Here is a 23,926-nt window from a genome sequence, read left to right as displayed (position 1 = left end):
ATACCATGCTAAATACCCAAACTACAAACAAATTGGAAGCAAAAAAGCCTTTAAATTTGTTCAATTAATTTGGTGAAAATTTTAGTCATTTGGGGTTCAACTGTTCCTGCCACATCCTGCACCTCATCATGAGTGGTGCCTTTATCCGGATCTGCGGGTTCTGAAACATTTGTAATTACAGACATACCGAACACTTTCATGTCCATATGTACTGCAACAATAACTTCTGGCACAGTTGACATGCCAGTAGCATCGGCACCTAAAATTCTGAACATTTTATATTCTGATGAAGTTTCGAGCGTAGGACCACTGCTGCCGACATATACCCCTTTTTGAAGTGTAATATCTTCTTTTTTGGCAATGTCTTCAGCCATTTTAATCATGTTCTGATTGTATGGTTCGCTCATATCCGGGAAACGTGGACCGAGTTCGTTGATATTTTTACCACGTAGTGCGTTTTGTGGGAAAAAATTAATATGGTCTTCGATGATCATCATATCACCGGCATTAAATTCAGGATTTAAACCACCTGCAGCATTTGAAACAAACAATGTACTGGCGCCCAATTGCTTTATTACGCGAACCGGCAAGGTGAGCTGGTCCATTTCGTACCCCTCATAGTAATGAAAACGACCTTGCATGGCTACCACCTTTTTGCCGCCAAGATCACCAAAAATCAATTGTCCGGAGTGCCCTTCAACTGTTGAAACAGGAAAACCCGGTATATCTCCATATGGAATTTTTACACTATTCTCAATGCGGTTACCAAGGTTTCCTAAGCCACTACCCAGGATAATACCTACTTCTGGTGTACCATCAATTTTTTCTTTTACAAATTTTGCTGCTTTGTTAATCTTCTCTAACATATGTTTCTATTTTATTTTACTGCAAATATATTGAAATATCAGGATTTTTTTAGTTGAATAGCCGGATATTGATTCTAACATTCCGGATCGTAACATTTCTCCATTATAAAAAAAGCTGATAAACAAAAAAAGCGAAGCATAAACTTCGCCTTTTTCGGGTGGTGCCACCCGGGATCGAATCCCGAATTACACAAATCTGCGATTTGTAAGGTAATTCGTGGACTCTCGAAAAATCACGAAATCAAAGATTTCTATTTTTCGGAGCCAGGAACATCATGATTTTCAGTCACCGTCATTCCATTTTCAAGGAAATATTTGTATTGACCTTCTCGGAGTTTCATACGCTTCAGCTAAAGTTCTAATTGTAAAGCTTCTTTCCGATTTTTTACAGTAATGTATCCCAGGATTTTAAATGGGGCATGACGTTTCGTAGATTTTTCCTGTTGGGAATTGTGCCGTTTAATTCTTTCCTGAAGGTTTTGGGTTTGCCCGATATATCTCCAACCCGATTCAATGGATTCAATAAGATAAACACACATAGGGTATAAGCTGTGTTATTTAATATAAAAAAGAAAAGACGAAGAAAAATCTCCGTCTTTTCGGGTGGTGCCACCCGGGATCGAACCAGGGACACCAGGATTTTCAGTCCTGTGCTCTACCAACTGAGCTATGGCACCTCTTGCTTATTCGAAAGCGTTGCAAAAGTAGACCTTTTTTATTTCCCTACAAATTTTTTCAACCAAAAAATAAATTCGACGAATAACTGCAGTTTGCCGATAAAGTTAAAAAACTAACAGTCAGCAAATAACACAAACTCATTAATCTTTCGTGGTTGATATTTAAATTCAGTCTAAATTTTTATAACAAAAAAATGTGAATAACTATTGAAAACCTCTCCAGAGGTTAATCGTTTTTAGTCCTTTGAAGTTGTATTTTTGTAAGTTCAGGCTAAAGTAGAAACGCATAAACAGATTATTCAATTGGGAAGCAAAGCAGTACAAACGCCATTAATGAAGCAATACTATCAGGTCAAAAACAAATATCCTGATGCCATAATGCTTTTCAGAGTTGGTGATTTTTATGAAACATTCGAGCAAGATGCAATAAAAACATCTGAAATACTGGGTATTACTTTGACCAAAAGAGCCAACGGGTCGGCATCTTATGTTGAATTAGCCGGGTTTCCGCATCATGCACTGGATAATTATTTACCTAAGCTTGTGCGTGCAGGGCAGCGTGTGGCAATATGCGACCAGCTAGAGGATCCGAAGCTAACGAAAAAAATCGTAAAAAGAGGTGTAACAGAACTGGTTACACCGGGTGTTTCTTTAAACGACAATGTACTTGAGCACAAAGAGAATAACTTCCTGGCATCAGTATTTATAGATAAAACCATAGCCGGAATTGCATTTCTGGACATTTCGACCGGCGAATTTTACACAGCAGAGGGTAACTTTGAATATATTGACAAGCTCCTGCAAAGTTTTGGCCCCAAAGAAGTGCTTTACGAAAAGCAAAAAAAAGAACAGTTTTACGAGACTTTTGGGTCCAGGCATTATTTATACCCGCTTGATGAATGGATTTATGAATATACAACAGCAAGGGAAAGATTGCTGAATCATTTTGAAACAACTTCTTTAAAGGGATTCGGCATAGAAGGGCTTGACCGGGGCATATTAGCTTCCGGGGCAATATTACATTACCTTGAAGCCACACAGCATAACAATACAAAGAACATCACCGGCATTTCCAGAATCGATGAAGAAAAATACGTTTGGCTTGACCGTTTTACCATACGTAACCTGGAAATATTCAACTCCATGCAGGAAGGCGGGAAATCGCTTATTAATGTGGTTGACCGTTCGGTTTCGCCCATGGGATCGAGGCTTTTGAAACGATGGCTTGCCCTACCGCTAAAGCATTCGGGACCTATTGCCGAGCGCCTCGACATTGTGCAATATTTCATTGAAAATGGAGAAGTACACAATGAACTGGAAGAGCACATCAGAAAAATTGGAGACATTGAGCGATTGATTTCCAAGGTGGCTGTAATGCGCATTTCGCCAAGAGAGGTGTCGCAACTTAGAGGTTCTTTGCAAGCCATTGAGCCTGTTAAGCAGATTTGCGATAATGCAGAGGACGCTAACCTGCGCAAAATTGGGGAACAAATAAACGTTTGTAAATCCATTAGAGAACGCCTTGAAAAAGAACTTCAGGAAGATCCTCCTGCACAGGTAAACAAGGGCAATGTAATTGCCGAGGGAGTGAATGCAGAATTGGATGAACTACGGGGTTTGTCACAATCGGCACGTACCTACATGAACGAAATGCAGGAGCGTGAAATCAAAAGAACAGGCATATCCTCACTAAAAATTGCTTACAACAATGTTTTTGGATATTACATTGAGGTTCGCAATACACACAAGGACAAGGTTCCGGAAGAATGGATCCGGAAACAAACGCTTGTAAGTGCAGAGCGCTATATCACCGAAGAACTCAAGGAATTTGAAACCAAAATTCTGGGAGCCGAAGAAAAAATATTATCGCTTGAAACAAGGCTTTTTAATGAGCTTGTAATTGCCATGGGCGATTATGTTTCTCAAATCCAGATGAATGCCGTGCTTTTGGCTCGCATAGATGTGCTCATGGGATTTGCAAGACTGGCTGTTGACAATAACTATAAACGCCCGGAGATTAATGAAGGGAACGAAATTAAAATTACCCGGGGCAGACATCCGGTAATTGAAACACAAATGGAAGCTGGCGAGGAATACATTGCCAACAATGTTTTGCTGAATGATAAAGAACAACAAATCATCATCATCACCGGACCCAACATGGCCGGAAAATCAGCTTTACTTAGACAAACGGCATTAATTACGCTTCTGTCGCAGGTAGGTTCGTTTGTACCTGCCGAGAAAGCAGAAATTGGTGTAGTAGATAAAATTTTTACACGAGTTGGCGCATCAGATAATATTTCAGCCGGAGAGTCGACTTTTATGGTCGAAATGAATGAAGCAGCAAGCATTTTAAATAATATCTCGTCGCGCAGCCTTGTACTGCTCGATGAACTGGGCCGGGGCACAAGCACTTATGATGGAATTTCATTGGCCTGGGCCATTGTAGAATACCTGCATGAACATCCGAAACATAATGCCAAAACACTTTTTGCCACCCATTATCACGAGCTTAATGAGATGGAAAAAACCTTTAAGCGCATTAAAAACTTCAATGTTTCGGTGCGCGAGGTGAACAATAAAATTGTGTTTTTGCGAAAACTTGTACGTGGTGGCAGCGCACACAGCTTCGGCATTCACGTAGCGCAAATGGCCGGCATGCCGCCATCTGTAGTTCAGCGGGCCGAGAAAATTCTAAAAGAATTGGAAGAAGCCCGAAACGAAAAAGGCATGGGAATGCCTACAGAAGAAATTACGCAAAACCGCGAAGGCATGCAATTAAGCTTTTTCCAACTTGATGATCCGGTACTTCAACAAATCAGGGATGAGATATCGCAATTAGACGTCAATAACCTTACGCCTGTAGAAGCTTTAAACAAGCTGAATGAAATTAAAAAAATAGCGGGGCTTTAAAATCTGCGCTTATTCGATAACCAGATAAACAAAAGTTTGATTGACTACATGATACGCAATTTCGCCAAATGTCACAGGACCTGAAACATCAGCAATGTTTGTTCCCTCAAGCCCAAAATTCACATAATTAAACAGACAATTGCAAGAAAAAACAATCTTTGTCCTGCTTTGCTCTTTGGAAATATGAGACTGAAACTCACGGGCATAATCAAAGTCTCTGGGTTTGGCAACTTTGTAAGCCGTATCAGGAAAAACAGGGGCAAACAAGTCTGCCCGTTTTTTATTTTTCTCCCAAATTGATCCTACATTAATATTGGCGCCTGAATAATTGGCTACAAGCGGCAGCGTTTCGTCTATATTGTTTTCTTTTAGGTATTGATATAAATTATGCCGTTTCCCTTTTATGAGACATTCATTATTACCGAACCCTTTTTCTTCAAAATAAATTTCATCGCCATTACCCTGTTCATAGACATTAATGATTTCAACTCTTGCCACCTTATCATTTGGAAGTTTAGCATGCATTACAACGGCTTGATTGGTAAAAGATTTGTTGCCTGCATAAGTTTTAGGTTTAATTTCCCCAAAATCTTCATATCTAACGCCACACACCCAACCAACTACGGGGTTTATATAAATATTCTCCCATCCGGGAGATTCGAGGGCATATTTTGACCAAACATCGGTTAACCCAGGTAAAATTAGAATTGAAAATCCATTGTCAAAACTTTGCTCAACAATGTGATGTATATTTTTTGAGTCGTAATGTTTTATCTCAAAATCAGTAATTTGATCGGTGATGTCATTTACATAAATTAATTCCTGTGTGAACGTACCACCATCTTTTGTCATAAAATAGGGTATGGTACCCCCAACCCATTTACCATCAGGCAACTGGTCGAGTTGATATTCATCACCTGCGAGCAGGAGTATTCTCCCCTGTTTAATCATTTTTGTTACTTTCTCTACTGTATATAGTTGGTTAGCCATTTCAATTAAGAATTAAAAATCGTTTCCATATCCTGCATCACAGCATGCTTATATTTCAGACATAGCGCATAAATATCATCGACAGCTTTTTCGACAGAAAGTTTACCGGATTTAATATCTTTTGCAGTTTGGTTTACTATTAATTGCAAAACGAAATTTTTCAGAGGATATTCCTTTTCTCCTGTTACAAGCATTTTCCACTCGGGTCGAGTCTTTTCCGGCAACATAAGTATAAATTCAGATACAATTTTCTATAATCATGACACAAACAAATATAATCCTTTATAATAAAAGGCAAGAAAAACAGGAAAGAAAAAAACACTATTATATAAATAAAAAATATTATAAAACTTTGTATTTCAGCAAAATAAATCACACCTTATAAGTAATACCGCAAACGTTTGCGAAAAGTCTACAATATTTTAATTTTCTCCACGTATTTATAATAGAATCGATCAGAAAATATGTTTTATAAAGGCTGAAGCTCCATGAAAGCTAACAGAATAAAACACATAGCGCCCAATACCACTCAACAGGGATTTATAAGTATTGATTCTTTAGGAAATTGCACCATATGCAAGTTAAGCCTTGTAGCACTGATTTTATTAAGTTTTTTGGTGGTTAACCCGCAACTACCTCCAAAGCAAGGTGCCTATTATTCTGCAGATACTTTAGAACAAAAACTACAAGACACTGTGCACTTTGGCCGCAACATTCAGGATACCCTAAAAAAAAATACTTCTACAAGTCCTGCCGTACTGAGGCATTAATTTCCCCAAAACGCTGCATCATTTCATTGGCCTCCTGCGGGAATGTATCTTTCGATTTATTGTAAAGCTCTCTCAGGAGATACAATTTTTGATATACCTCCATAGCAACACCTTCTCTTTTATCTGATGGCAGGTTTTTATACATTATAAAATACGCATCAAGATCGGCACGTAATTCTGATAACAGTTCTTTTGCTTTTTGCTTGTCATCAGCTTTAAGATAGGCATCAAACAAATTATGTCCCTTATAACTCCAGGGTACTTTGGATGTGGGTACAACTTCCATGGCTTTATCCAGCACCTCAACTGCTTTCTTGTTCTCGTTTTCAGAGGCCAGGAGTCTGGCAACATCTGCAAACATACCTCTGTAATCGAAAGTATAGTACATTCTCACATTAGTCCAGTCGAGATAAATATCGTTTGTAACACCACCCCATTGGAACTTATTCTTAATAAGGTCATATTGATAATTGGCATTGGAGAAATCCGGATCGTTATTTCTAAACGGCATCAGTCTGTATAGCATGCCTTCGCGATGCACATATGGCGCTAAGCCCAAATTGCTGACCATATTACTGTTAAGGAAATAAAGCGGCCGCTCCCAATCATTATTGGCAAGAATATCCAGAATAATCAGTTCATCGGCACTGAGCGACTGGGCATTTATTCTGAATTGAATTTCAGAAGGCACACTGTCGCGGTTAAATTCATAGCCATCGGCTGTTTGGATAAAATTTTCTTTGTTAACAGGTAAGGTAATATTCTTTACAGGGATATAGTTCCGGCGCGAACCATCGCCGTAGCCTACCTTTGTCTGCGTTTTTTCACTCTTTACAAAATCAACAACTTGTTGGGCAGTAGCAGGTTTCTTGCGTTTTTCCATAACCGGCACATTCATATTTTTACCTGCCAGAAAATCTTCTCCTCTAAATGTAGTTTCCACTAATCCGCGCTGTACAAAGTTGGTATGGAGCTGTCTGATATACCAATTAGTTGGCAAAAATGTTTTTAGAATAGGTAAAACATCTGTTCTGTAACCCTCTACCTCCTGCATGTACCATACTGGATAGGAATCGTTATCTGCAGCGGTAAACATAATGGCGTTGGGTTGACAAGACGATAACATATTGCTTGCATGAGCGCGCGTTGTGTATCGTCCGGAACGGTCATGATCGTCATAGTTTTCACTCAACAGATTTGCGGGGACCAAAGCAGCTATTGCAAGAAATGCCGCTATACTATAGAATTTGGCATAGGGGGTCTTTCTCACCAAAGTGAGTAGTTGCAGAGCACCCAAACCCATCCAAATGGCAAAAACATAGAATGAACCCACGAAAGCATAATCACGTTCACGCGGTGTACGCGGAATTTCATTCAAATAAAAAACAATCGCTGCGCCGGCAAGTAAAAAGAATGTAATTACGACCAGTGCATTGTTTTTATCTTTACGCCATTGATATATAAGTCCCAATAAACCGAGCAATAATGGCAGGAGATAGTATGCATTCGATGCCTTATTGTTTTTAAGGTGATTGGGCATTTCCTCTTCAGGAATTAGACGTGCATTATCGATAAAATCTATTCCACTTTGCCAGTTACCATGTAATTTCTCACCTGTACCCTGAATATTGTTTTGCCGGCCGGCAAAATTCCACATAAAGTAGCGTCCATACATGTAACCTAACTGGTATTTAAAGAAAAACCGGAGGTTATCTCCAAATGTGGGCACGTTAATAGTTTTCATATTGCCATCACGTCCCTGAACGCGTACCTTGCGACCTTTAATGTCAATCCATTTTTCGTACAATCGTGCATGCCCGGGATCCAGACTGGCCATGCGTGGAAAGAATGTTTTTGTTTTTTCATTAAACTTGTATTCAGGCACAAGCAGGTCCTTCACGTACTTACCCTGATAAAGTTTATAAGTATACCGTTCTTCTGCATCTATGAGTGGTGAATTATAGTTATTTCCATAAAATAATGGACGTTTCGGATATTGCTCACGATTTAGATAATCTACAAGCCCGTATATATTCTCCACATTATTGATATCGATGTATGGTTGTTGATTGGAACGGATGATAAGCATGCTGAAGCTACTGTACCCGGCCAGCCAAAGCGCAAAAGCCAGGGCAATAAAATGCAGGACCACTTTACCTTTTTTACGATAATAATGAATGGCATACACAACGCCTCCAGTCAAAAGAAGTATAAAGAGAATAGCCCCTGTGTAAACAGGCAAGCCAAATGTATTTACAAAAAGCCTGTCTGCATAAGCTGTAAAACCAACAACTCCGGGAATAAGCCCAAAAATTATGATTACCATTAACAACACAGACAAGCCAAGTGTAACGATTATGCCACGAGTAGAAGATTCGTATTTTTTAAAATAATAAACAAGTGCCACAGCTGGCAGTGCAAGCAAGTTAAGCAGGTGAATACCTACTGAAAGTCCAAGGAGAAAGAAAATAAGCAGTAACCAGCGATTTGCATATTGAGAATCATCCTGTTCCCAACGGATAACACTCCAGAAAACCACTGCTGTAAATAGCGAAGATGTGGCGTACACTTCACCTTCTACGGCCGAAAACCAGAATGTATCGGTAAATGCAAAACTCATGGCACCAAGGAAGGCTGCCATGGTAAGTATACGTTGTAAATATGACGTTGTAAAATTGTTACTTGTTTGCTGTACAAGCTTTTGCCCGAACCAATAAATGGTATGAAACAAGAAAAATATTGTAAATGCACTGGCAGTAGCTGACAGCAGGTTAACCATAAAAGCAGCCAGCGAAGGATCGGGCGCAAAAATACTAAAAAACCGGCCCAACAGCATGAACACAGGCGCACCCGGGGCATGCCCCACTTCCAGGCCATAAGCACAAGCAATAAACTCACTACAGTCCCACATGCTTGTTGTGGGCTCCAGGGTAAGTAAATAAACAATAAATGATATTATCAGTACAAGTAATCCACCTATTTTACGCGTCATAATCGTGTGTTTGAATATTTAGTGCAAATTTAAAACGATCGTTGGAAGTTTATGTATAATTCAACGCTATTTTAATATGATTTTAACCTTTTAACAAATCAGAGCTTAATAACCTGTTCTGCATTGTAGCTTATTAAGGGGTTGTTATCGGCAACTATAACGGTATGTCCCTTTTTAATTAAGCCATCAAAAAAACGGATTATTTGCATTACATTCTCAGGATCTAAGCCTTCTGTAGGGTTGTCAAATAAAATCACAGATGGTTTGTTACCTACATCAATAAGTTTTTCTACAATACTTAGACGCTGTTTCTCACCCGCTGACAATGAAGCGAAATCACGGTTGCCTGTTAAATATTCAAGGTTTACTGCTTTCGCAAAATCTATAAAGGTGCCGCTTTTGACTGACCAAAAACCTGCTTTATCAAGGTCGTGCAAGGTTTTAGAGAGCCACTGCGCTATGTGTTCACCCTCAAAAGTATAATGTAAAATTTCGGGTTTGTATCTGGTGCCATCACATTCAGGGCAAACCTCTGTAACATCCGGAAGAAAATCCAGGGATGTTTTCACCCTGCCTAAACCTTTACATTTAGTGCACTGATATTTTTTATTATTAAAACCAAAGTCAGCTGCTTTTAAGCCATTTTTCTGAGCATCAATAGTTTTTGAAAAAGCCATTTTCAAATCATTTAAAATATTGGATCGTGTGGCAATTGAGCTTCGTGCCGGGTTGCTGCTCACATTTCCTTCAGCATAAACCACGGAGCTATCTTTTGCCTGCTCCAAAACCGTGGAAATATGCAGTATCAAGCGTGTCTTGCCGGAACCCATTGGCCCGGTAATGCAATTCATTGCATGGTGGTATAAAGGTTGAGCAATCCCGGAAATTTTGAGCAGGTCATGCCGGGGTTTCAATTGTCTTATTTGCTTCACTTGCAGCGCAGATGATTTTTTGCTGATTATTTCACTCAGTCCATCTTCATTCGTTATATCCTGTACAATCTCACCGCCGGCCTTACCGCTACCGGGGCCTATTTCCACAATACGATCTGCTGTTTCTAACATTTCCGGGTAGTGATCGCTAAAGATGATGGTATTACTGCGTAATCGGGCTTTTTCTAATGCCTTCGCAAGATGATACCTTCCGTGATTGTCCAATCCAAATGAAGGCTCATCAAGGATTATGCACATACCACTTAAGGATGCTGACAAAAGGCTGCTTAACCGAATCCACTTTCTTTCTCCTGTAGATAACCATGCGGCGGGCCTTCCTAAAGGCAAATTGCCCAACCCTGCACCAATCAAAAATTGCAACTTTTCTTTTATCTGTTGTAAAAGGGCCTCTGAAACCTGCTTGTAGACAGGTAGTTTTGTAGCACTTAAAAGCTTACTAATGGTAAGTGTCATCATCTGGCCCATATGATAATCACCAAATTTATACTCAAGCATGGCTTCATTTAACCGATAACCTTTGCACTTTTCGCAATGCACATCCATAAGCAATTCCATGGCCGCTTTACCTCTTTTTGAAGGGAAATGATTGCGATACTCCGCTTCAATTAAATGACATAGGCCGAGCCACTGACCGGAAAATTCGTATACGCCCCGGTTATTCTTGCGCTTGTATGGCCAGCTGGCAACATATTCTTGTTGTCCCGTACCGTATAAAATTTTATTTTGCTCGCTTTTGGTTAATTTACTCCACGTCTGATTTATATTTATACTATTGCCGGTAGCCATAGCTTTGAGTAACCACCGATACTTATTTTGAGCTGAAGTAAAATACACCACAGTTTTATGCTCACCCAGGGCACCTTCAAACAAGGGGAGGTTTGGATTTACAATGACTTGTGCTTCATCACAAACTTTTCTTAAACCTGTGCCTTCGCATGCTTCACAGACCGAAAACTCATTGGACACAGAAAAATCTGCAGCAGAGGCCTGCTTGCCCTCAGGATGATGGGCAAAACGTGCAAACAAAAGCCGTAATAAATCATACAAACCACTTGCCGACGCAACTGTAGCTTTAATGTCAGGTTTGTGCAGTCCTGCACCAACAGCTACAGTTGGCGTTATACTGTGCACCTCCCCAACTTTTGCGGCAAGGCCAAATTTCATTTGCAACCGACGGTAGCCAGAAAGGTTCTCAGTAAAAATATGCTGCCCTTTTGAATGCAAAGTATCCATTAACAGTGATGTTTTTCCGCTTCCGGACCTGCCCGTAATGGCGAGTATCTGATTCACCGGAACCTCAAGGTTAATGTGCTTTAAATTATTCGTAGTGATGTCATGTAGTTTAATAGCCGGCAAATCAACTGGCTTTTCTACTCTTAAAATTAATTCTTTGGTCTTTTTAAGGGCCTTTTGTGTAGGAGAGTTATTTTCTGCTAAAAACTTATCTACCGGACCGCAAAACAAACACTGGCCACCATTGCTACCTCCTTCGGGGCCCAAATCAACAATCCAGTCGGCCTGACGTACAACCTGCTCATCGTGCTCAACAATTACCAGGGTATGCCCATTTTTAATAAACCCGGACAATGCGCCCATTAAAAGCCTAATATCTGATGCATGTAATCCTGTCGTAGGTTCATCGAGTATGTAAAGCAATTCACCCCTGTGTTTTTGGTAAAGATTTTTTGCCAGTTTTATACGCTGTGCTTCGCCACCAGACAAGGTGGTGGAGGGCTGCCCGAGTTGCAAATATCCCAAACCCAAATCCTTAAGAATTTGAAGGTGTGTTTTTATGCGCGGTAGGTCTTCAAAAAAAGCAAGTGCCGCCTGTACGTCCATTTGCAATACATCGTCGATACTACGTCCATGATAATGAACCTCAAGGATACGGTTATTATAACGGGCTCCTTTACAAACCGGGCAGGGTTGCACCAGATCTTCAAAAATATGCATTCCGGTAGTCAAGGTTCCTGAACCACCACAAGCCTGACACTGCCCATTTTTATTGTTAAAGGAAAAATCACCGGGTTTCAACCCTTTTTGTTTAGCAATAGGTGTTTGTGCAAAAAGCTTCCTTAACTCATCAAACAAACCCGTGTAAGTAGCAGGATTGCTCCTGGAGGTTCTTCCGACTGGTTTCTGATCTACAAAAATCACTTCGTCAAATTCCGTATTATCGAGTAAACCAAAATGTACCAGGGTACTCTTACCTGCTCCGGAAACTCCAGTAATGACATTTAATCGATTACGAGCAAACGTAAACTTCTGATTTTCTATGTTATGGGCTTTATTGATAGCTATATCAAAAGTTTCCACCAAATTTGCGTCATGACCATTCTTTTTAAAATTTGGCTTATCGGTTAAGGACTTGGCAGTTGGGCTCTCTTTTACTTTGTTTTGCATTAGTTGTGCCGGCGTTCCGGAAAAAACCAAATTACCTCCCTCCCGGCCGGCACCTGGCCCAAGTTCTATCAGACTTTGTGCCGAGCGTATAACAGACTCATTATGCTCCACAACCACAACGGTATTGCCATGATTTACTAGCCTGTACATAGTTTCTATGAGCGTATGCACATCTCTCGGGTGTAGCCCAATTGAAGGCTCATCGAAAAGGTAGAGCACTCCGGTGAGCCCATTATAATTGAGCTGAGCCAAACGCATACGACGCAGCTCGCCCTGAGATAATGTTTCGCTTAATCTTGCAGGAGCAATATGACCTACACTTAATGTAACCAATTGCTTAAGACGCGCTTTAAGATTATTTACTAATGCTTGCTCGCCTCTTTCAGTATTCCTTATTTCGCAAATAGTTCGATGGAGTTCGCTAAACGATAAGTTCTCATAAAAAGCCCAACTATTTTTATGCCAGGTTACTCTACGTGCAGTTTTATTAAGGCGCGTCCCTTCACACACAGGACATTTACGCCATGATACAAATTTTAAAATATTGTCATTCCGGTCGCGTTGTAATATTTCTTCCATTACCGGAATAATTCCTTTATAGAAGCCCTCATCGCGGGGTTTGGCAGTCATTCCAGACCATTTCATCCGGGATTCAAGGGAATGCTTGCCATACAGCACCTTCACCTTTTGACTTCCGTATAACACTACATGCTGCTGATCAGCATTGAGTTGCTTCCATGGGGTATCCACATCAAAACCGTGGGCCCTGCACACTTTGTTGAGCTCTTCAATAGTTACCTGTGAGTAAATAGTGTAACCATTGGGCAAAGTAATTTTAAGGGTGCCCGCTCTGAGACTTTTATCAGAATCATCGATTATTTTATCAGAATCTATATATTCCTCAATACCTAATCCTTTGCAATGGTAACACCATCCTTGTTCTGTGTTAAAAGAAAACTGATTACGCGAGAGCAACAAGCCCTGATCGTTGTAACGTGAAAATAATTGCCGTAAAAATGGCAGCACATCGCTAAAAGTTCCTGCTGTAGAGCGCCTGTTGGCCTGCACATGAGTTTGCCCCACGCTTAGCACAGGCATCAATCCCGCTATATTTTTTACATGAGCTGGTCTTACTTTCCCTAATTTAGCCCGGGTGTATGCCGAAAATGTTTCAAGGTACATGCGCTGGCCTTCCCGCTGCAGCACATCTCTTATTAAACTGCTCTTGCCACTTCCGGACACCCCGGTTATGACAGTTAATTTTCCCCTGGGAATTCGAAGATCAATATTTTTTAAGTTATGCTCAGCAGCGCCAATTATTGAAATATCACCCATAGTGTAAAATTTTACTCAAAGATAGGGCTTTGCATTAAAAACTAATTATGGTTGAATAGTGATCATAGCCATCAAACCTCCAGGGATGATCACCTTTTTATTCGTCAAAGCAGTATAAGCCGGCTGACCGATTGCTTGCAAAAACCTAAATTTAAACTTATTATTGTATAACATATTGCTCGTCAACAAAATATTAACCACTTAGATTATATAGATGACACAGGCAAACGCGTAGAAATTGTTTTTAAATCTTTCCATTAACCGTTCCTAAGCATGAATACACGTGAGATTAAAGAATTGCTGCTTTACAACCTGTCGCAAGAAACAAAATTATTTGTTGCGGATATTGCCACCAGGGATCCAGCCATACTCAAACAACTATGGCAATGGCTCACCATGGAAGATGATCCGCTGCGGTGGAGAGCATGCTGGATTTTCGAAGAAATATGTGTTACAAACAGTCATATTAAAAAACAATACCTTGTAAAAATTGCCCAACACTACCCAACATTGACCCATGAGCCCTCGCAGCGCATGTTAGGAAAGATTCTTTCCCTTACAGAAATTCCCGAAGCCCACGAAAGCATGATACTCAATGCAGCATTCAACTGGATGCAAGATATTCAAAAACCGGCTGCAGTAAGGGTACATGCCATGCAAATCGCATTTAATCTCACCATTAAATACCCCGAACTGAAACACGAGTTAAAATGCACTATATCTCATATTTACGACAGTGGGAGCAGGGGTTTTAAGAACAGAGCCGGGAAATTATTAGCCCAACTATAATCAGCCGGAATCAATAAGCCTGAACTTGAAACTAAAGCCAAAGTTGAATACAGTGGTTTTATAAGGCGGCGACATTTTAGGTTCTGTCATCGTGTAATCGACATATCCCCTTAATTCGAGGTTTTTAGAGAACCTGTAATCTGCAGTAAAGCCAAATTTGTATACCAGTTTACCATCGACCAATTCCGTAAAATCAGCATTAGGCTTATGCACATATTTTACATCGTCGGCAATACTAAAATCGGCTCGAAGCTCCACAGGACTATTAAATTTTTGCTGACCGCCTCCTCTTGTACGAAAAACCAAAGTTAGATTGTCAAAGCGGAATCCGGTACCAATAACAATTTCACTGCGTCTGGACTCTGCAACATTATTGTTTGATGTATTAAGGCTCAGAGTTCGTCGCTTATTAAAGGCTAACCGTGTAGTAATATTATTCTTCCAGGTCATATTGACCTCGAAGAAAGGCAAAAAATCCTCGCTGATGGTAATTTGACTGATACTGTTTTTAGAAACAAACAACGAAGAATCCTGCTGGCTACGTATAAAAGACAATCCATCCTGTGTTTCTGTCCATTCTGGATTATTAGTGTATCCTCCCATGGTAAACACGGCCTTGTAACTATGTTGCACCTTGAAGTTGCGAAAATTGCGTTTAAATACTCCAAATTGCGTAAACCCATCGTAATCTATGCGCCAATCAGGTCGCAAAAGACTAAAGATAGGCCGTACAGCATTTAAGGCCACATTATTCGCATCTGTGCCGTCTACATATGCGGCAATAAAGGAAGGCACAACAACATCCTGTGCATAGCCTGGATAGCCGTCAGGATAACCGCCGGCGATTAAATCATTGGGGTCATATCCATTTACTCCTGCTCTTTGGGCTGCCAGGCGCTGAGCAATTTTCTTACGGTTATTTAAAAATTCACGATATACTTTATTGGTGTATTCACGGTCATCTATCTTATCAAAGGCTGAACTAAAGGTCCATACAGACATACTCCAGTTACCCATAGAGGTCACTGAAGTGGGCTCCCGAGGAGCAAAATCTCCATAGCCTCCTTCGGCATAGTAATACCGATCTGTATTGCGTGTTCTTGCCATTTGGGCCTGAAGTTTAATTTCCAACCCATTCAAAGGTATATAGGTACCATTAATTGACATTTTTTCCTGGAATGTCATAGTATAGGGTTCTATCATTGTCGAGTCAATATCTTCCTCTAACCAGCCTTTGCGCCATGCCCTTTCCATAAACTCTGGGTCTGATAACCCAAACACATATTCCCAGCCCGGCCTCGGGTTGTTGCCGCTAAAATTCATACCCATTGCATTTGGGGCACTATTAATTCCATGCATAATGGAACCGTTATTCTGAGTATAATCCACTCGAGCAGACTTTAATCCTGTACTTATACGCACAAGATATTCTGTCATAATTTGCAATGGACTCTGGTTTCGCTGCTTCTTACCAGTGACCACCAAATTTACATCTTCATAATCCTTGTCGGGTTTAAGTATTATTCGTTTTTCGTCGTCTACTTCATAACGCACTTCAACCGGTTTCCCTTCGGCATCAGTCATTTTAATAGTAACCTCTTCGGTACCTAATCTATGGAAAATGGTGCGTTCATCACCCGCTTCCAGGTCAAACCTGTTTTTTTCATAGGTAACCTCATACTTAATTTTTTCGTCGAATCTTTTAGCCAGTGGTTTTTTAAATTTCCGGTGAATATCTGAAATATATTGCGATTGCTTAAACAGCCGATCAAAAGCCAGGTTGGCTCCTCCATTGATGGTATTGTTATTCTGTATGCTATGGCCGGGTTCAATATCGGTATTCAACTCCGGGCCTCTATTCCAGTCGTAAGTTCCTGTATAACTGGCTGTGGCATTAATCCATTTCAAACCGGGAATTTTACTCAGCGGAAGTTGATAAGTTATCCCAATATTTTGATTGTATTGAGTCAAAGTCCCCAGTTCATAAATGCTCCGCATTATTGTATCTTTGATCTTGTCATATAATGGCATCCCTCTTTCAACCTTACCTTCCTGCTCATCTATACGGGCTATGGCACTGGCATCAAAGTTCACTTTCAGGCTTTTTGCCAGGTTATAAACCAAACCATAATTACGGTTCCAGTTAAAATTTTTATCATATGTAGGCTCAAAAACCTGATCCGGGATATTCAGGTTACGACGTTTCATTTCATTATACTTCCGTGAAACCACACTTGAAAAACTCATTTGAGAGGGCGCATAATTCAGGTTAAAATCCTTAATTAATCCAAAATAGTTGCTGTTAAGGTTTGTATTCTTAAACGGTTCCCAGGGTTTAGTGCGATTATTATACACATAATTTATAGAGCCGGTGTGTTGCTGCTGGTTATGGTAGGCCAGGTTTACGTTCCTGTCGTAAACTTGATTATAGGAATAGGAAAAAGACCAGTTATTCAAATCATAGAAATGTGGATCTTTCTGTTGCTTACCAAAACGAACCCCGGTAAAATTAATGCTTCGGCGCATGTTATATTTTCTGGCCAGCTTTTTCAACTCCTCTTGTTCGGAGGGGGTTAACCCCTCAAGAGACTCCTCAAATTCAATATCTTTGGCCAGGGGATTGTATTTTGGATTGGTAAAAGTCTCAGCATAACCAATATACATGGGTATTTTAACACCCAGGTCTTCAGGGAAAAACTGCCCCAACTGTAAGCTGGTGTTCACATCGTACTGATAAATTTCGTTGAGCTGACGCTCATTAAGTTTTTGTTCAAGACCGCCAAATCCGGGTTTTGATGTAGCTCCGGCCAGGGTCACTGTTCCAAGGTCGGCAAGCTGGGCAGTAAGACGTGCATTGGCAGCCCATCCGCCTTCTTCGTCAAATTCGGTCAGGCGCAGTTCATTCACCCATATTTCTCCGGAATGTGTTTGGTGGTCATCTCGAGGGTTGCGTACACCGATGGTAAAAGTTACTACTTCGGCCAGATTAGGATTACCCCGCACCTTTACAGTGTTTTTGCGGTGTTGCTTAATATACTCGGTGAGTAGACTCACCCCGGCTTCAGCATCACCAATAAGGTCGTTTCGCTCTTTTTTGGCATCGGTAAAAACAGACAGGGGAATGTTGAGTTCATTTTCGATGGGCCACACTGCTCTACGATCTGATTCTGCACTGGTGTAGTTTCCGGGTGGAGTCAAAACCACGGGAATTTCATATTCGTAATAGTTCTCTTTTATATCGGTTCCCAGGCGTACAAATACTGAAAGTTCATCGTTATCTAATGCCGCATTTTCGAGCTCTTCGGCGTGTATGAACATTTTCAGACGTTTGTATTGTCGCATATCGAAGCGAATGTTCTTATAAATGGCCTTTGCAAAGCCATCGGGTAAATCTCTAACTTTCAGGCTAATAGACTGTTCGTTTAATTGCCGCATCTGACTGTTTGAAGGGTCAATTACACGATCAACTTCCGGTGGTAATACATAATTAACGGGAGTACGCTGCCCGTTTTCTTCTACATTGACTGTTCCAACATCAAACTCGGCATTACTGAGGTCTATATCATCATCGACTACTTCACCACCTTCTTCAAGCACATAGCGATATTTGCGCCATTCACTACGTATCAGGCTCAACTCGGCAAATCGTAAAGTTACTTCACGATTGAACCCTGTAAGATACATGCGCATAAACCTAATTGATCTGAAATCGCTGATATTACCTTCCACAAAATCGGGTTCCCTTACCGGGATCTTGAATTGATACCATGTAACGGTTTTCGATGAACCATCGGGCATACCTACTGTTACATCATTTTCGTCTACAATATATTTCTTGGTATTATCCAGATTCTCCGGACTCAAATCAATTTTATATTCATAATAAGCATTTACCTGGTTCAGGGTATTGTCATTGTTTATATCTTCGTTATTGGGCAAAGAGGTTTGCATTTGCGATTCTGTACCGGTACTTGCAGGAGAGTTTCCATGTGGATTGGTAAAATAACGATACCGGTTGATTATATTATTATTAAAAAAAGGATCTGAATCATAGCCGCCACCTTTATAGTAATGGTAATCGTCCTGAGCAGGGTCATTTTCCAGCTCGGCTCGTGCTTCAGGTGTCAGGTTAGAAAGGAAGGCTTCACTATAAACCGGGTTATCAATAAAAAATTCTGTCTCACGGGTATTTGTCAAGCCATCGTATCCTACATCCTGTGCCTCCCGCCCCACATCATCGAATCCGTCAGAAACCACCTGCCGGTTAGAAACAATTCCCCAGGCCGTGGTATCTGTTCCGTCTGTTGTACCATTTCTGTCCAAACCATTTTCAAACGAACGTCTGTTATCTTTTAATACATCTTCCGATATGTTCCCCAGGTTGAGATAAAGCGCCGGGTCAGGATCATTGCGTGTAATACCATCTTCATTATCCTGGGCATAAGGATCCATCATCCAAAATTCGACAAATTCGATGTTGGCTTCCTCAAAATCGCTGGTTCTTACGTTACGCTGTATACCGGCCCATCGATCTTCAGGGTTGGTAAATCGACCATCAGGATCAATATTGTTGGGGTTGTCATCGAAGTTGTAAGGCCCTCGTTCATCTGGGAAAAAGGAAATATTAAATACGCTCAGTGAATTGTAAATCCCCTGCTGCGGATCACGATTGGGAAAAATCTGGTTTTCTTTCACCTGATAAGCATTCAAATTTGATATGGCCTCATCAGAAACAGAGGTGCCGCCCTCATAAAAGGAGGGATCGATAAAATACCACGACATTTGTGCGCGGTTGCGTGTATAATTATAGATATCCTCGCCTGAGGCATTCCAATCATCTTCAAACCGTTTAGGCGTACTGGATAAAAACCAGTAATAAGGTTCCTTCATTGTTATTTTAGCTGTAGCACCTTCAAAATCGTCGAGAAATGCCTCTCCTTTTTGTTTGATGGCTTTGTTGTGTCCTGGAATTAAATGTGCAAATTCAGCTGTAGCAGTTATTTTTGAAGGCGCCTTTGTTTCTATAAACGGTAGCTTATCCACCATTTTTGTTAAGAAAGGAACTTCTTTTTCGTAGTTCACATTAAATCCCCAAATGGTATTGGAAATTGGCTCGCTTCCAACATTTACTTTTTTGGTAAGCGGCCGTTCGGTAAGGTTAAGAATAGAGCCACCGAGCAACAAATCATCATTCACCCGGTATTCGAGCGTGGTACCCATTAAAGTTTTAGACTGAATGCTAAAAAGGGTGTTACTCTCCAGTGAGATATTGATAGGAGTTTGACTTTGTAAAAGTCCTTCATCCAGTATTTTAACACGTCCGAGATAATAATCAACGGTATAATCAACACCTTCGGTAAGTTCACGCCCTCCTGCAGTAACTTTCACAGATCCTTTGGGTATATTGATAGCATTTAATGGTATCTCACTTCCTGATGCAGATTTATATGTACCCTGAATGGTGTATTTATTCTTTTCAGATATCTGTTCGGCAAAAGTCTTGGTAGAATCATAAAGCACATCATAAACAAACTGATCGGCTTGCGACATGGCGTCGGCATTGGTAGTATCGCCAAATTGCCGCCTTAGAAAATTACCAAATGGTTCAAGCACCGGAAAAATCACATATCCTTTTGAGGGATTTATGGTGATGCCTTCTATATAATCGAACATACCATCACCATTTTCTACCCTTTGATTCTGGGTGTTGAGCCTGTCGAGGTTTAGCACTTCTAACAGGGTCTTTCCACGTAGATTTTCATTTTCTGTAGGTAAAGAAAAAACATCGGTACCAATGGCCACATCGTTGTACATCACATTCAGCATAAAATCTTCGCGGCTTATATTGTATGCATCCAGTTTATAAATATTTTTCATCATTAAATCCCATGTGGGGTGATTGGGAGAAAAGCTGGTTGGCTTTAGGAGTTTCACTATCAAAGTATTTGGCCCCTCACCTTCTGTACTCACAGCACTGGCTGTACTCATTTCACCAACTTTATAATCTTCTCCATTCACCTTTACTTCGTAAGCCACTGCAACTATTTCATCGGAACGCAACCTGCTGTTCAACGAAATATAACCCAGATCAGGATTCACGGTGTACTCTGTAGGGTCGAGCTTCCGGGCACTCTCAAACACCTCAAAATCAGTTCCGTTCTGATATCCCTGCGATTCCAGCAAGCCCACTGCCGAGGATATCTCACGAATACCGTTATCATCTTTTACATTAAAATAAAGATCATCGTTTTGCGGGAAGGTTGGATCTCCTGCCCCGTTTGTATTTTCTGCGAGATTGGTAAGTGCCACAATATTCCGGCTATTCTCCACAATATTATTTTTGTTTAGTACCCAAACCTCAATCCTGTTTACAATTACATTCGAACGAATTAACGGATAATCTTTTAGTGCTTCCTCATAATTTTCGCGAAAATAGTGTGCAAGAAAATAGTGCCGGTTATCATCATATTCGTTGGCTTGCACCTTAAAACGGCGTTTTGTTGCTCCACCTTCAACAGTTATGTTTTTTGTTTCGCTTTTTTGCTGTGAGAACAGTGTAGTAATATTTAATTTGCCAAACTTCATCTCTGTGAGAATACCAAACAAGTTCTGGCTACCCTGTATGAGTGTTCCACTTAAGGGTAATGACACGTTACCGGCTTCAATACGCTGAATAATATCGTCTTCATTTCCCTGGTAACGGATATTCATCTCATTTTCGAATTCAAAACTGGCCTCTGTATCGTAACTTAGCTTCAGCGATAAATTTTCCCCGATTTTACCAGTCACATTCATCTTAATTCGCTCATCGAAATCAAATGTAAAATCACTCCGTTGTTCTTCGGCCAACTGAGGGTTATCTGTTTTATTGTATTTCAAACCAAAATCCAGGGTGGCTTCACCACGGGGTTTAATATCGATGGTATTGCTGCCAAAAATGGTTTCAAATACTTTTGAACCAATATGTAATTGGGGAATGAGTGCTCTTTTATGTTCAAAGTTTTCAGAACGGGCCCTTTGTTTCCAGTAATTTCGTTTATAATTATTCAGGTCATAGTCCAGGTAATCTTCTACCGACAGGTAACGTGGTGCTTTGTAGTTGATTTTGTCGCCCAATTTATGGCGAATGATATAACGATTATGCTCAGGATCGTACTCCACCTCCTCCTTCAACAGATCGGGAGTTTTCATCATTAAAGGTGAATGAAAACGGGTGCTGTCCAAAAGCAGTACCGATTCATCATTAAAATTCCATGGTAAATTATACGGATTATTTCGCGTTGAATCTTCAATCGGAAATATATCATTTTGAGCAGCAACTTTTTCAGTCGAAAAAAGGCTCACAAACAGCAGTATCATTACCGCGACTACACCAAATCGTTCCAAGGTATTCTTTCTGCTTTAAATTTTTTTACAATTTTTTCAATGCTCGCTTTATGATCCCTTCAACCGATAATCCCGGCTCCTCTTTTAGAATCTGACCAATTGCTTTCTCTACCGGTTTTTTAGAAAATCCAAGCATCATCAATGCAGATAACGCTTCTTCATTATTTGTATTGCCTTCCGATGAAATAATTTGTTGATCGTCTCCTGTTTGTTTCACCTTATCCTTCAGATCGACCACAATTCTTTCAGCTGTGCGCAAACCTATCCCTTTTATACCTTTCAATGCTTTTACCTGTTCATGCGTAATGGCATTTACGAGTTCATTGGGTGGCATTGAAGACAGCATCATACGTGCCGTATTGGCTCCTACACCGGAAACGCTAATCAAATGCCTGAACAGTTCCCGCTCATCCGATGATGAGAATCCAAATAATTGTTGGTTATCTTCCCTGTAAATTGCATGTGCCAATAGCTCATACTCTTCGCCCTCTTTTAATTCACTATATGTAGTTAGTGAAATATTTAACAAATAGCCAATACCGTTAATGTCTACAACGCAGTGTGTGGGCGATAACCTCGTAATTTTACCTCTAAAATAATCGAACATAGCAAATGGTTTGGATATATAAGGGGGCAAAAGTACGAAAATTAGGTTAATCATAAAAGAATGTATCTTACATCAATCAAATAGTTTTGTTTCCGTACTAACGATAAGTTTAATCACAGAATTATTTCATAACCATGGGCAATTCAGGAAAATGTTTTAAGTTAGCTGTAAATATTTAATTTTAATGATACAAAAACTACTTGTTTTACAAATTCTGATAATACTGTTTCTAACAGGTCAGGCGCAAGAAAAGCAAACACGCTATTATGATAAAGACCAATTGGTGATAGAGTTATTATCGAATCAATGGTTAGATGCACCATCTGACGTAAAACTACATCCAAGATCATTGGCCTTTAATTTACAGTTTATGTATACTGTAGCGGGAAAAAACGCCAATATTGCTCTTGCTACAGGTATTGGGTTACTGACTGAAAACTACCATATTGATGCCCTTCCCCAACAAACAGAAGAAAAGCTGTCGTTTATGCCCTTAGCTGATGAATTAAAATACACTACCAACAAAATAAGATTTACTACAGTTGAGCTGCCTTTGGAGATGAGAATAAGAAGCAATAAAAACAGCAGAAATAAAATCTGGAAGTTATACCTTGGAGGAAAGGTGGGCTATATGTTTCAGAGTATGCACAAATACACAGGCGACGACCCTGTGAAACCCGATCAAAAGCTTAAACAAAAAACTTTCGATTTGCGATACACGGAACCATTGACTTATGGTTTAACGGCTCGCATAGGATATGATGCTATAATGATTTCAGCTTATTACGGTATGACAAACCATTTTCAAAAAGACAAAGCACCTGAACTATTTCCTCTGATGATAGGTCTTACACTTTTTGTATACTAAAAAGGCTGTCAAAAGCAGCATAATTAAATCCGCCTTTAAACAGCCTTCCGGAATATTAATTTTCGATTTATTCGTCAGTAAGTTTTGCGTCAAACATCTTCAGCGCCCAAATCACTGCAAAATAGCTAACAGCAATTAATACGGGCCACGACAAAAGCCATAATATTTGTATTATCATAATTTTTCCTGTTTAGGGTCTTCATATTATTTTTTCATTTAGGCTCCTCAAGCCTGAACCAATCCCGATACGCTGCGCTATCGTTAAAAGGTTTCGTTAATTCTCAACCAATCCCGATACGCTGCGCTATAGTTAAAAGGTTTCGTTAATTCTCAACCAATCCCGATACGCTGCGCTATCGGTAAAAGGTTTAGTTAAT

General features: G+C 40.2%; 12 protein-coding genes and 1 tRNA gene. 4 read left to right on the top strand and 9 right to left on the bottom strand.

Annotated features, from left to right (window positions below; translation table 11 throughout):
* Window positions 1-50: 50 nt before the first annotated feature.
* The 3 genes from ACTB0Y_RS13420 to ACTB0Y_RS13410 form a co-directional block, all read right to left on the bottom strand.
* Window positions 51-866, bottom strand: coding sequence for a purine-nucleoside phosphorylase (locus tag ACTB0Y_RS13420; RefSeq protein ID WP_463207341.1), 816 nt, complete (start codon window positions 864-866; stop codon window positions 51-53).
* Between the two features lie 350 nt (window positions 867-1,216).
* Window positions 1,217-1,405: a GIY-YIG nuclease family protein gene (locus tag ACTB0Y_RS13415; protein WP_463207340.1), complete on the bottom strand. Its 189-nt coding sequence runs from the start codon at window positions 1,403-1,405 to the stop codon at window positions 1,217-1,219.
* Window positions 1,406-1,470: 65 nt separating this feature from the next.
* A tRNA-Phe gene (locus tag ACTB0Y_RS13410) sits at window positions 1,471-1,543 on the bottom strand.
* A 333-nt stretch (window positions 1,544-1,876) separates the two neighbouring features.
* Between ACTB0Y_RS13410 and mutS the strand changes: the two genes are divergently transcribed.
* On the top strand, window positions 1,877-4,456 hold the full coding sequence (gene mutS, locus ACTB0Y_RS13405) for a DNA mismatch repair protein MutS (RefSeq protein ID WP_463207339.1): 2,580 nt from the start codon (window positions 1,877-1,879) through the stop codon (window positions 4,454-4,456).
* A gap of 9 nt (window positions 4,457-4,465) precedes the next feature.
* On the opposite strand, the gene ACTB0Y_RS13400 is transcribed toward mutS, so the two are convergent.
* Entirely contained in the window at window positions 4,466-5,446 is a 981-nt protein-coding gene (locus ACTB0Y_RS13400) for a DUF6976 family protein (protein ID WP_463207338.1), read from the bottom strand.
* Window positions 5,447-5,451: 5 nt separating this feature from the next.
* Window positions 5,452-5,673 (bottom strand): hypothetical protein, encoded by a 222-nt coding sequence (locus tag ACTB0Y_RS13395; protein WP_463207337.1) that lies wholly within the window; start codon window positions 5,671-5,673, stop codon window positions 5,452-5,454.
* A gap of 261 nt (window positions 5,674-5,934) precedes the next feature.
* On the opposite strand from ACTB0Y_RS13395, the gene ACTB0Y_RS13390 reads away from it, so the two are divergent.
* Entirely contained in the window at window positions 5,935-6,216 is a 282-nt protein-coding gene (locus ACTB0Y_RS13390) for a hypothetical protein (RefSeq protein ID WP_463207336.1), read from the top strand.
* On the opposite strand, the gene ACTB0Y_RS13385 is transcribed toward ACTB0Y_RS13390, so the two are convergent.
* Window positions 6,188-9,208, bottom strand: coding sequence for a protein O-mannosyl-transferase family (locus ACTB0Y_RS13385; RefSeq protein ID WP_463207335.1), 3,021 nt, complete (start codon window positions 9,206-9,208; stop codon window positions 6,188-6,190). The two genes, ACTB0Y_RS13390 and ACTB0Y_RS13385, sit on opposite strands and share 29 nt — an antisense overlap.
* Before the next feature lie 98 nt (window positions 9,209-9,306).
* Window positions 9,307-13,899 carry an ATP-binding cassette domain-containing protein gene (locus ACTB0Y_RS13380; RefSeq protein ID WP_463207334.1) on the bottom strand — a complete coding sequence of 1,531 codons (4,593 nt, stop codon included), beginning with the start codon at window positions 13,897-13,899 and terminating at the stop codon, window positions 9,307-9,309.
* Between the two features lie 273 nt (window positions 13,900-14,172).
* On the opposite strand from ACTB0Y_RS13380, the gene ACTB0Y_RS13375 reads away from it, so the two are divergent.
* Complete coding sequence (locus ACTB0Y_RS13375; RefSeq protein WP_463207333.1) at window positions 14,173-14,688, top strand: hypothetical protein; 516 nt, start codon at window positions 14,173-14,175, stop codon at window positions 14,686-14,688.
* Here ACTB0Y_RS13375 and sov read toward each other — a convergent pair whose 3' ends face one another.
* On the bottom strand, window positions 14,689-22,074 hold the full coding sequence (gene sov / locus ACTB0Y_RS13370; protein WP_463207332.1) for a T9SS outer membrane translocon Sov/SprA: 7,386 nt from the start codon (window positions 22,072-22,074) through the stop codon (window positions 14,689-14,691).
* A 25-nt stretch (window positions 22,075-22,099) separates the two neighbouring features.
* Window positions 22,100-22,681 carry a Holliday junction branch migration protein RuvA gene (ruvA, locus tag ACTB0Y_RS13365; protein WP_463207331.1) on the bottom strand — a complete coding sequence of 194 codons (582 nt, stop codon included), beginning with the start codon at window positions 22,679-22,681 and terminating at the stop codon, window positions 22,100-22,102.
* A 184-nt stretch (window positions 22,682-22,865) separates the two neighbouring features.
* Between ruvA and ACTB0Y_RS13360 the strand changes: the two genes are divergently transcribed.
* Window positions 22,866-23,549, top strand: a complete 684-nt coding sequence (locus ACTB0Y_RS13360; protein ID WP_463207330.1) for an outer membrane beta-barrel protein — start codon at window positions 22,866-22,868, stop codon at window positions 23,547-23,549.
* The last annotated feature ends 377 nt before the right edge of the window (window positions 23,550-23,926 follow it).

It is taken from the genome of Salinivirga sp. (genome assembly GCF_055145285.1).
This window is presented reverse-complemented; position numbering and strand designations above follow the sequence as displayed.

Excerpts from the sequence above, each read along its gene's own strand:
- ACTB0Y_RS13375 (WP_463207333.1), top strand. The coding sequence starts at position 14,173 with ATGAATACACGTGAGATTAAAGAATTGCTGCTTTACAACCTGTCGCAA.
- ACTB0Y_RS13380 (WP_463207334.1), bottom strand. The coding sequence starts at position 13,899 with ATGGGTGATATTTCAATAATTGGCGCTGCTGAGCATAACTTAAAAAAT.
- mutS (WP_463207339.1), top strand. The coding sequence starts at position 1,877 with ATGAAGCAATACTATCAGGTCAAAAACAAATATCCTGATGCCATAATG.
- ACTB0Y_RS13390 (WP_463207336.1), top strand. The coding sequence starts at position 5,935 with ATGAAAGCTAACAGAATAAAACACATAGCGCCCAATACCACTCAACAG.
- ACTB0Y_RS13420 (WP_463207341.1), bottom strand. The coding sequence starts at position 866 with ATGTTAGAGAAGATTAACAAAGCAGCAAAATTTGTAAAAGAAAAAATT.
- ACTB0Y_RS13360 (WP_463207330.1), top strand. The coding sequence starts at position 22,866 with ATGATACAAAAACTACTTGTTTTACAAATTCTGATAATACTGTTTCTA.
- ACTB0Y_RS13400 (WP_463207338.1), bottom strand. The coding sequence starts at position 5,446 with ATGGCTAACCAACTATATACAGTAGAGAAAGTAACAAAAATGATTAAA.
- ACTB0Y_RS13415 (WP_463207340.1), bottom strand. The coding sequence starts at position 1,405 with ATGTGTGTTTATCTTATTGAATCCATTGAATCGGGTTGGAGATATATC.
- ACTB0Y_RS13385 (WP_463207335.1), bottom strand. The coding sequence starts at position 9,208 with ATGACGCGTAAAATAGGTGGATTACTTGTACTGATAATATCATTTATT.
- ACTB0Y_RS13395 (WP_463207337.1), bottom strand. The coding sequence starts at position 5,673 with ATGTTGCCGGAAAAGACTCGACCCGAGTGGAAAATGCTTGTAACAGGA.
- ruvA (WP_463207331.1), bottom strand. The coding sequence starts at position 22,681 with ATGTTCGATTATTTTAGAGGTAAAATTACGAGGTTATCGCCCACACAC.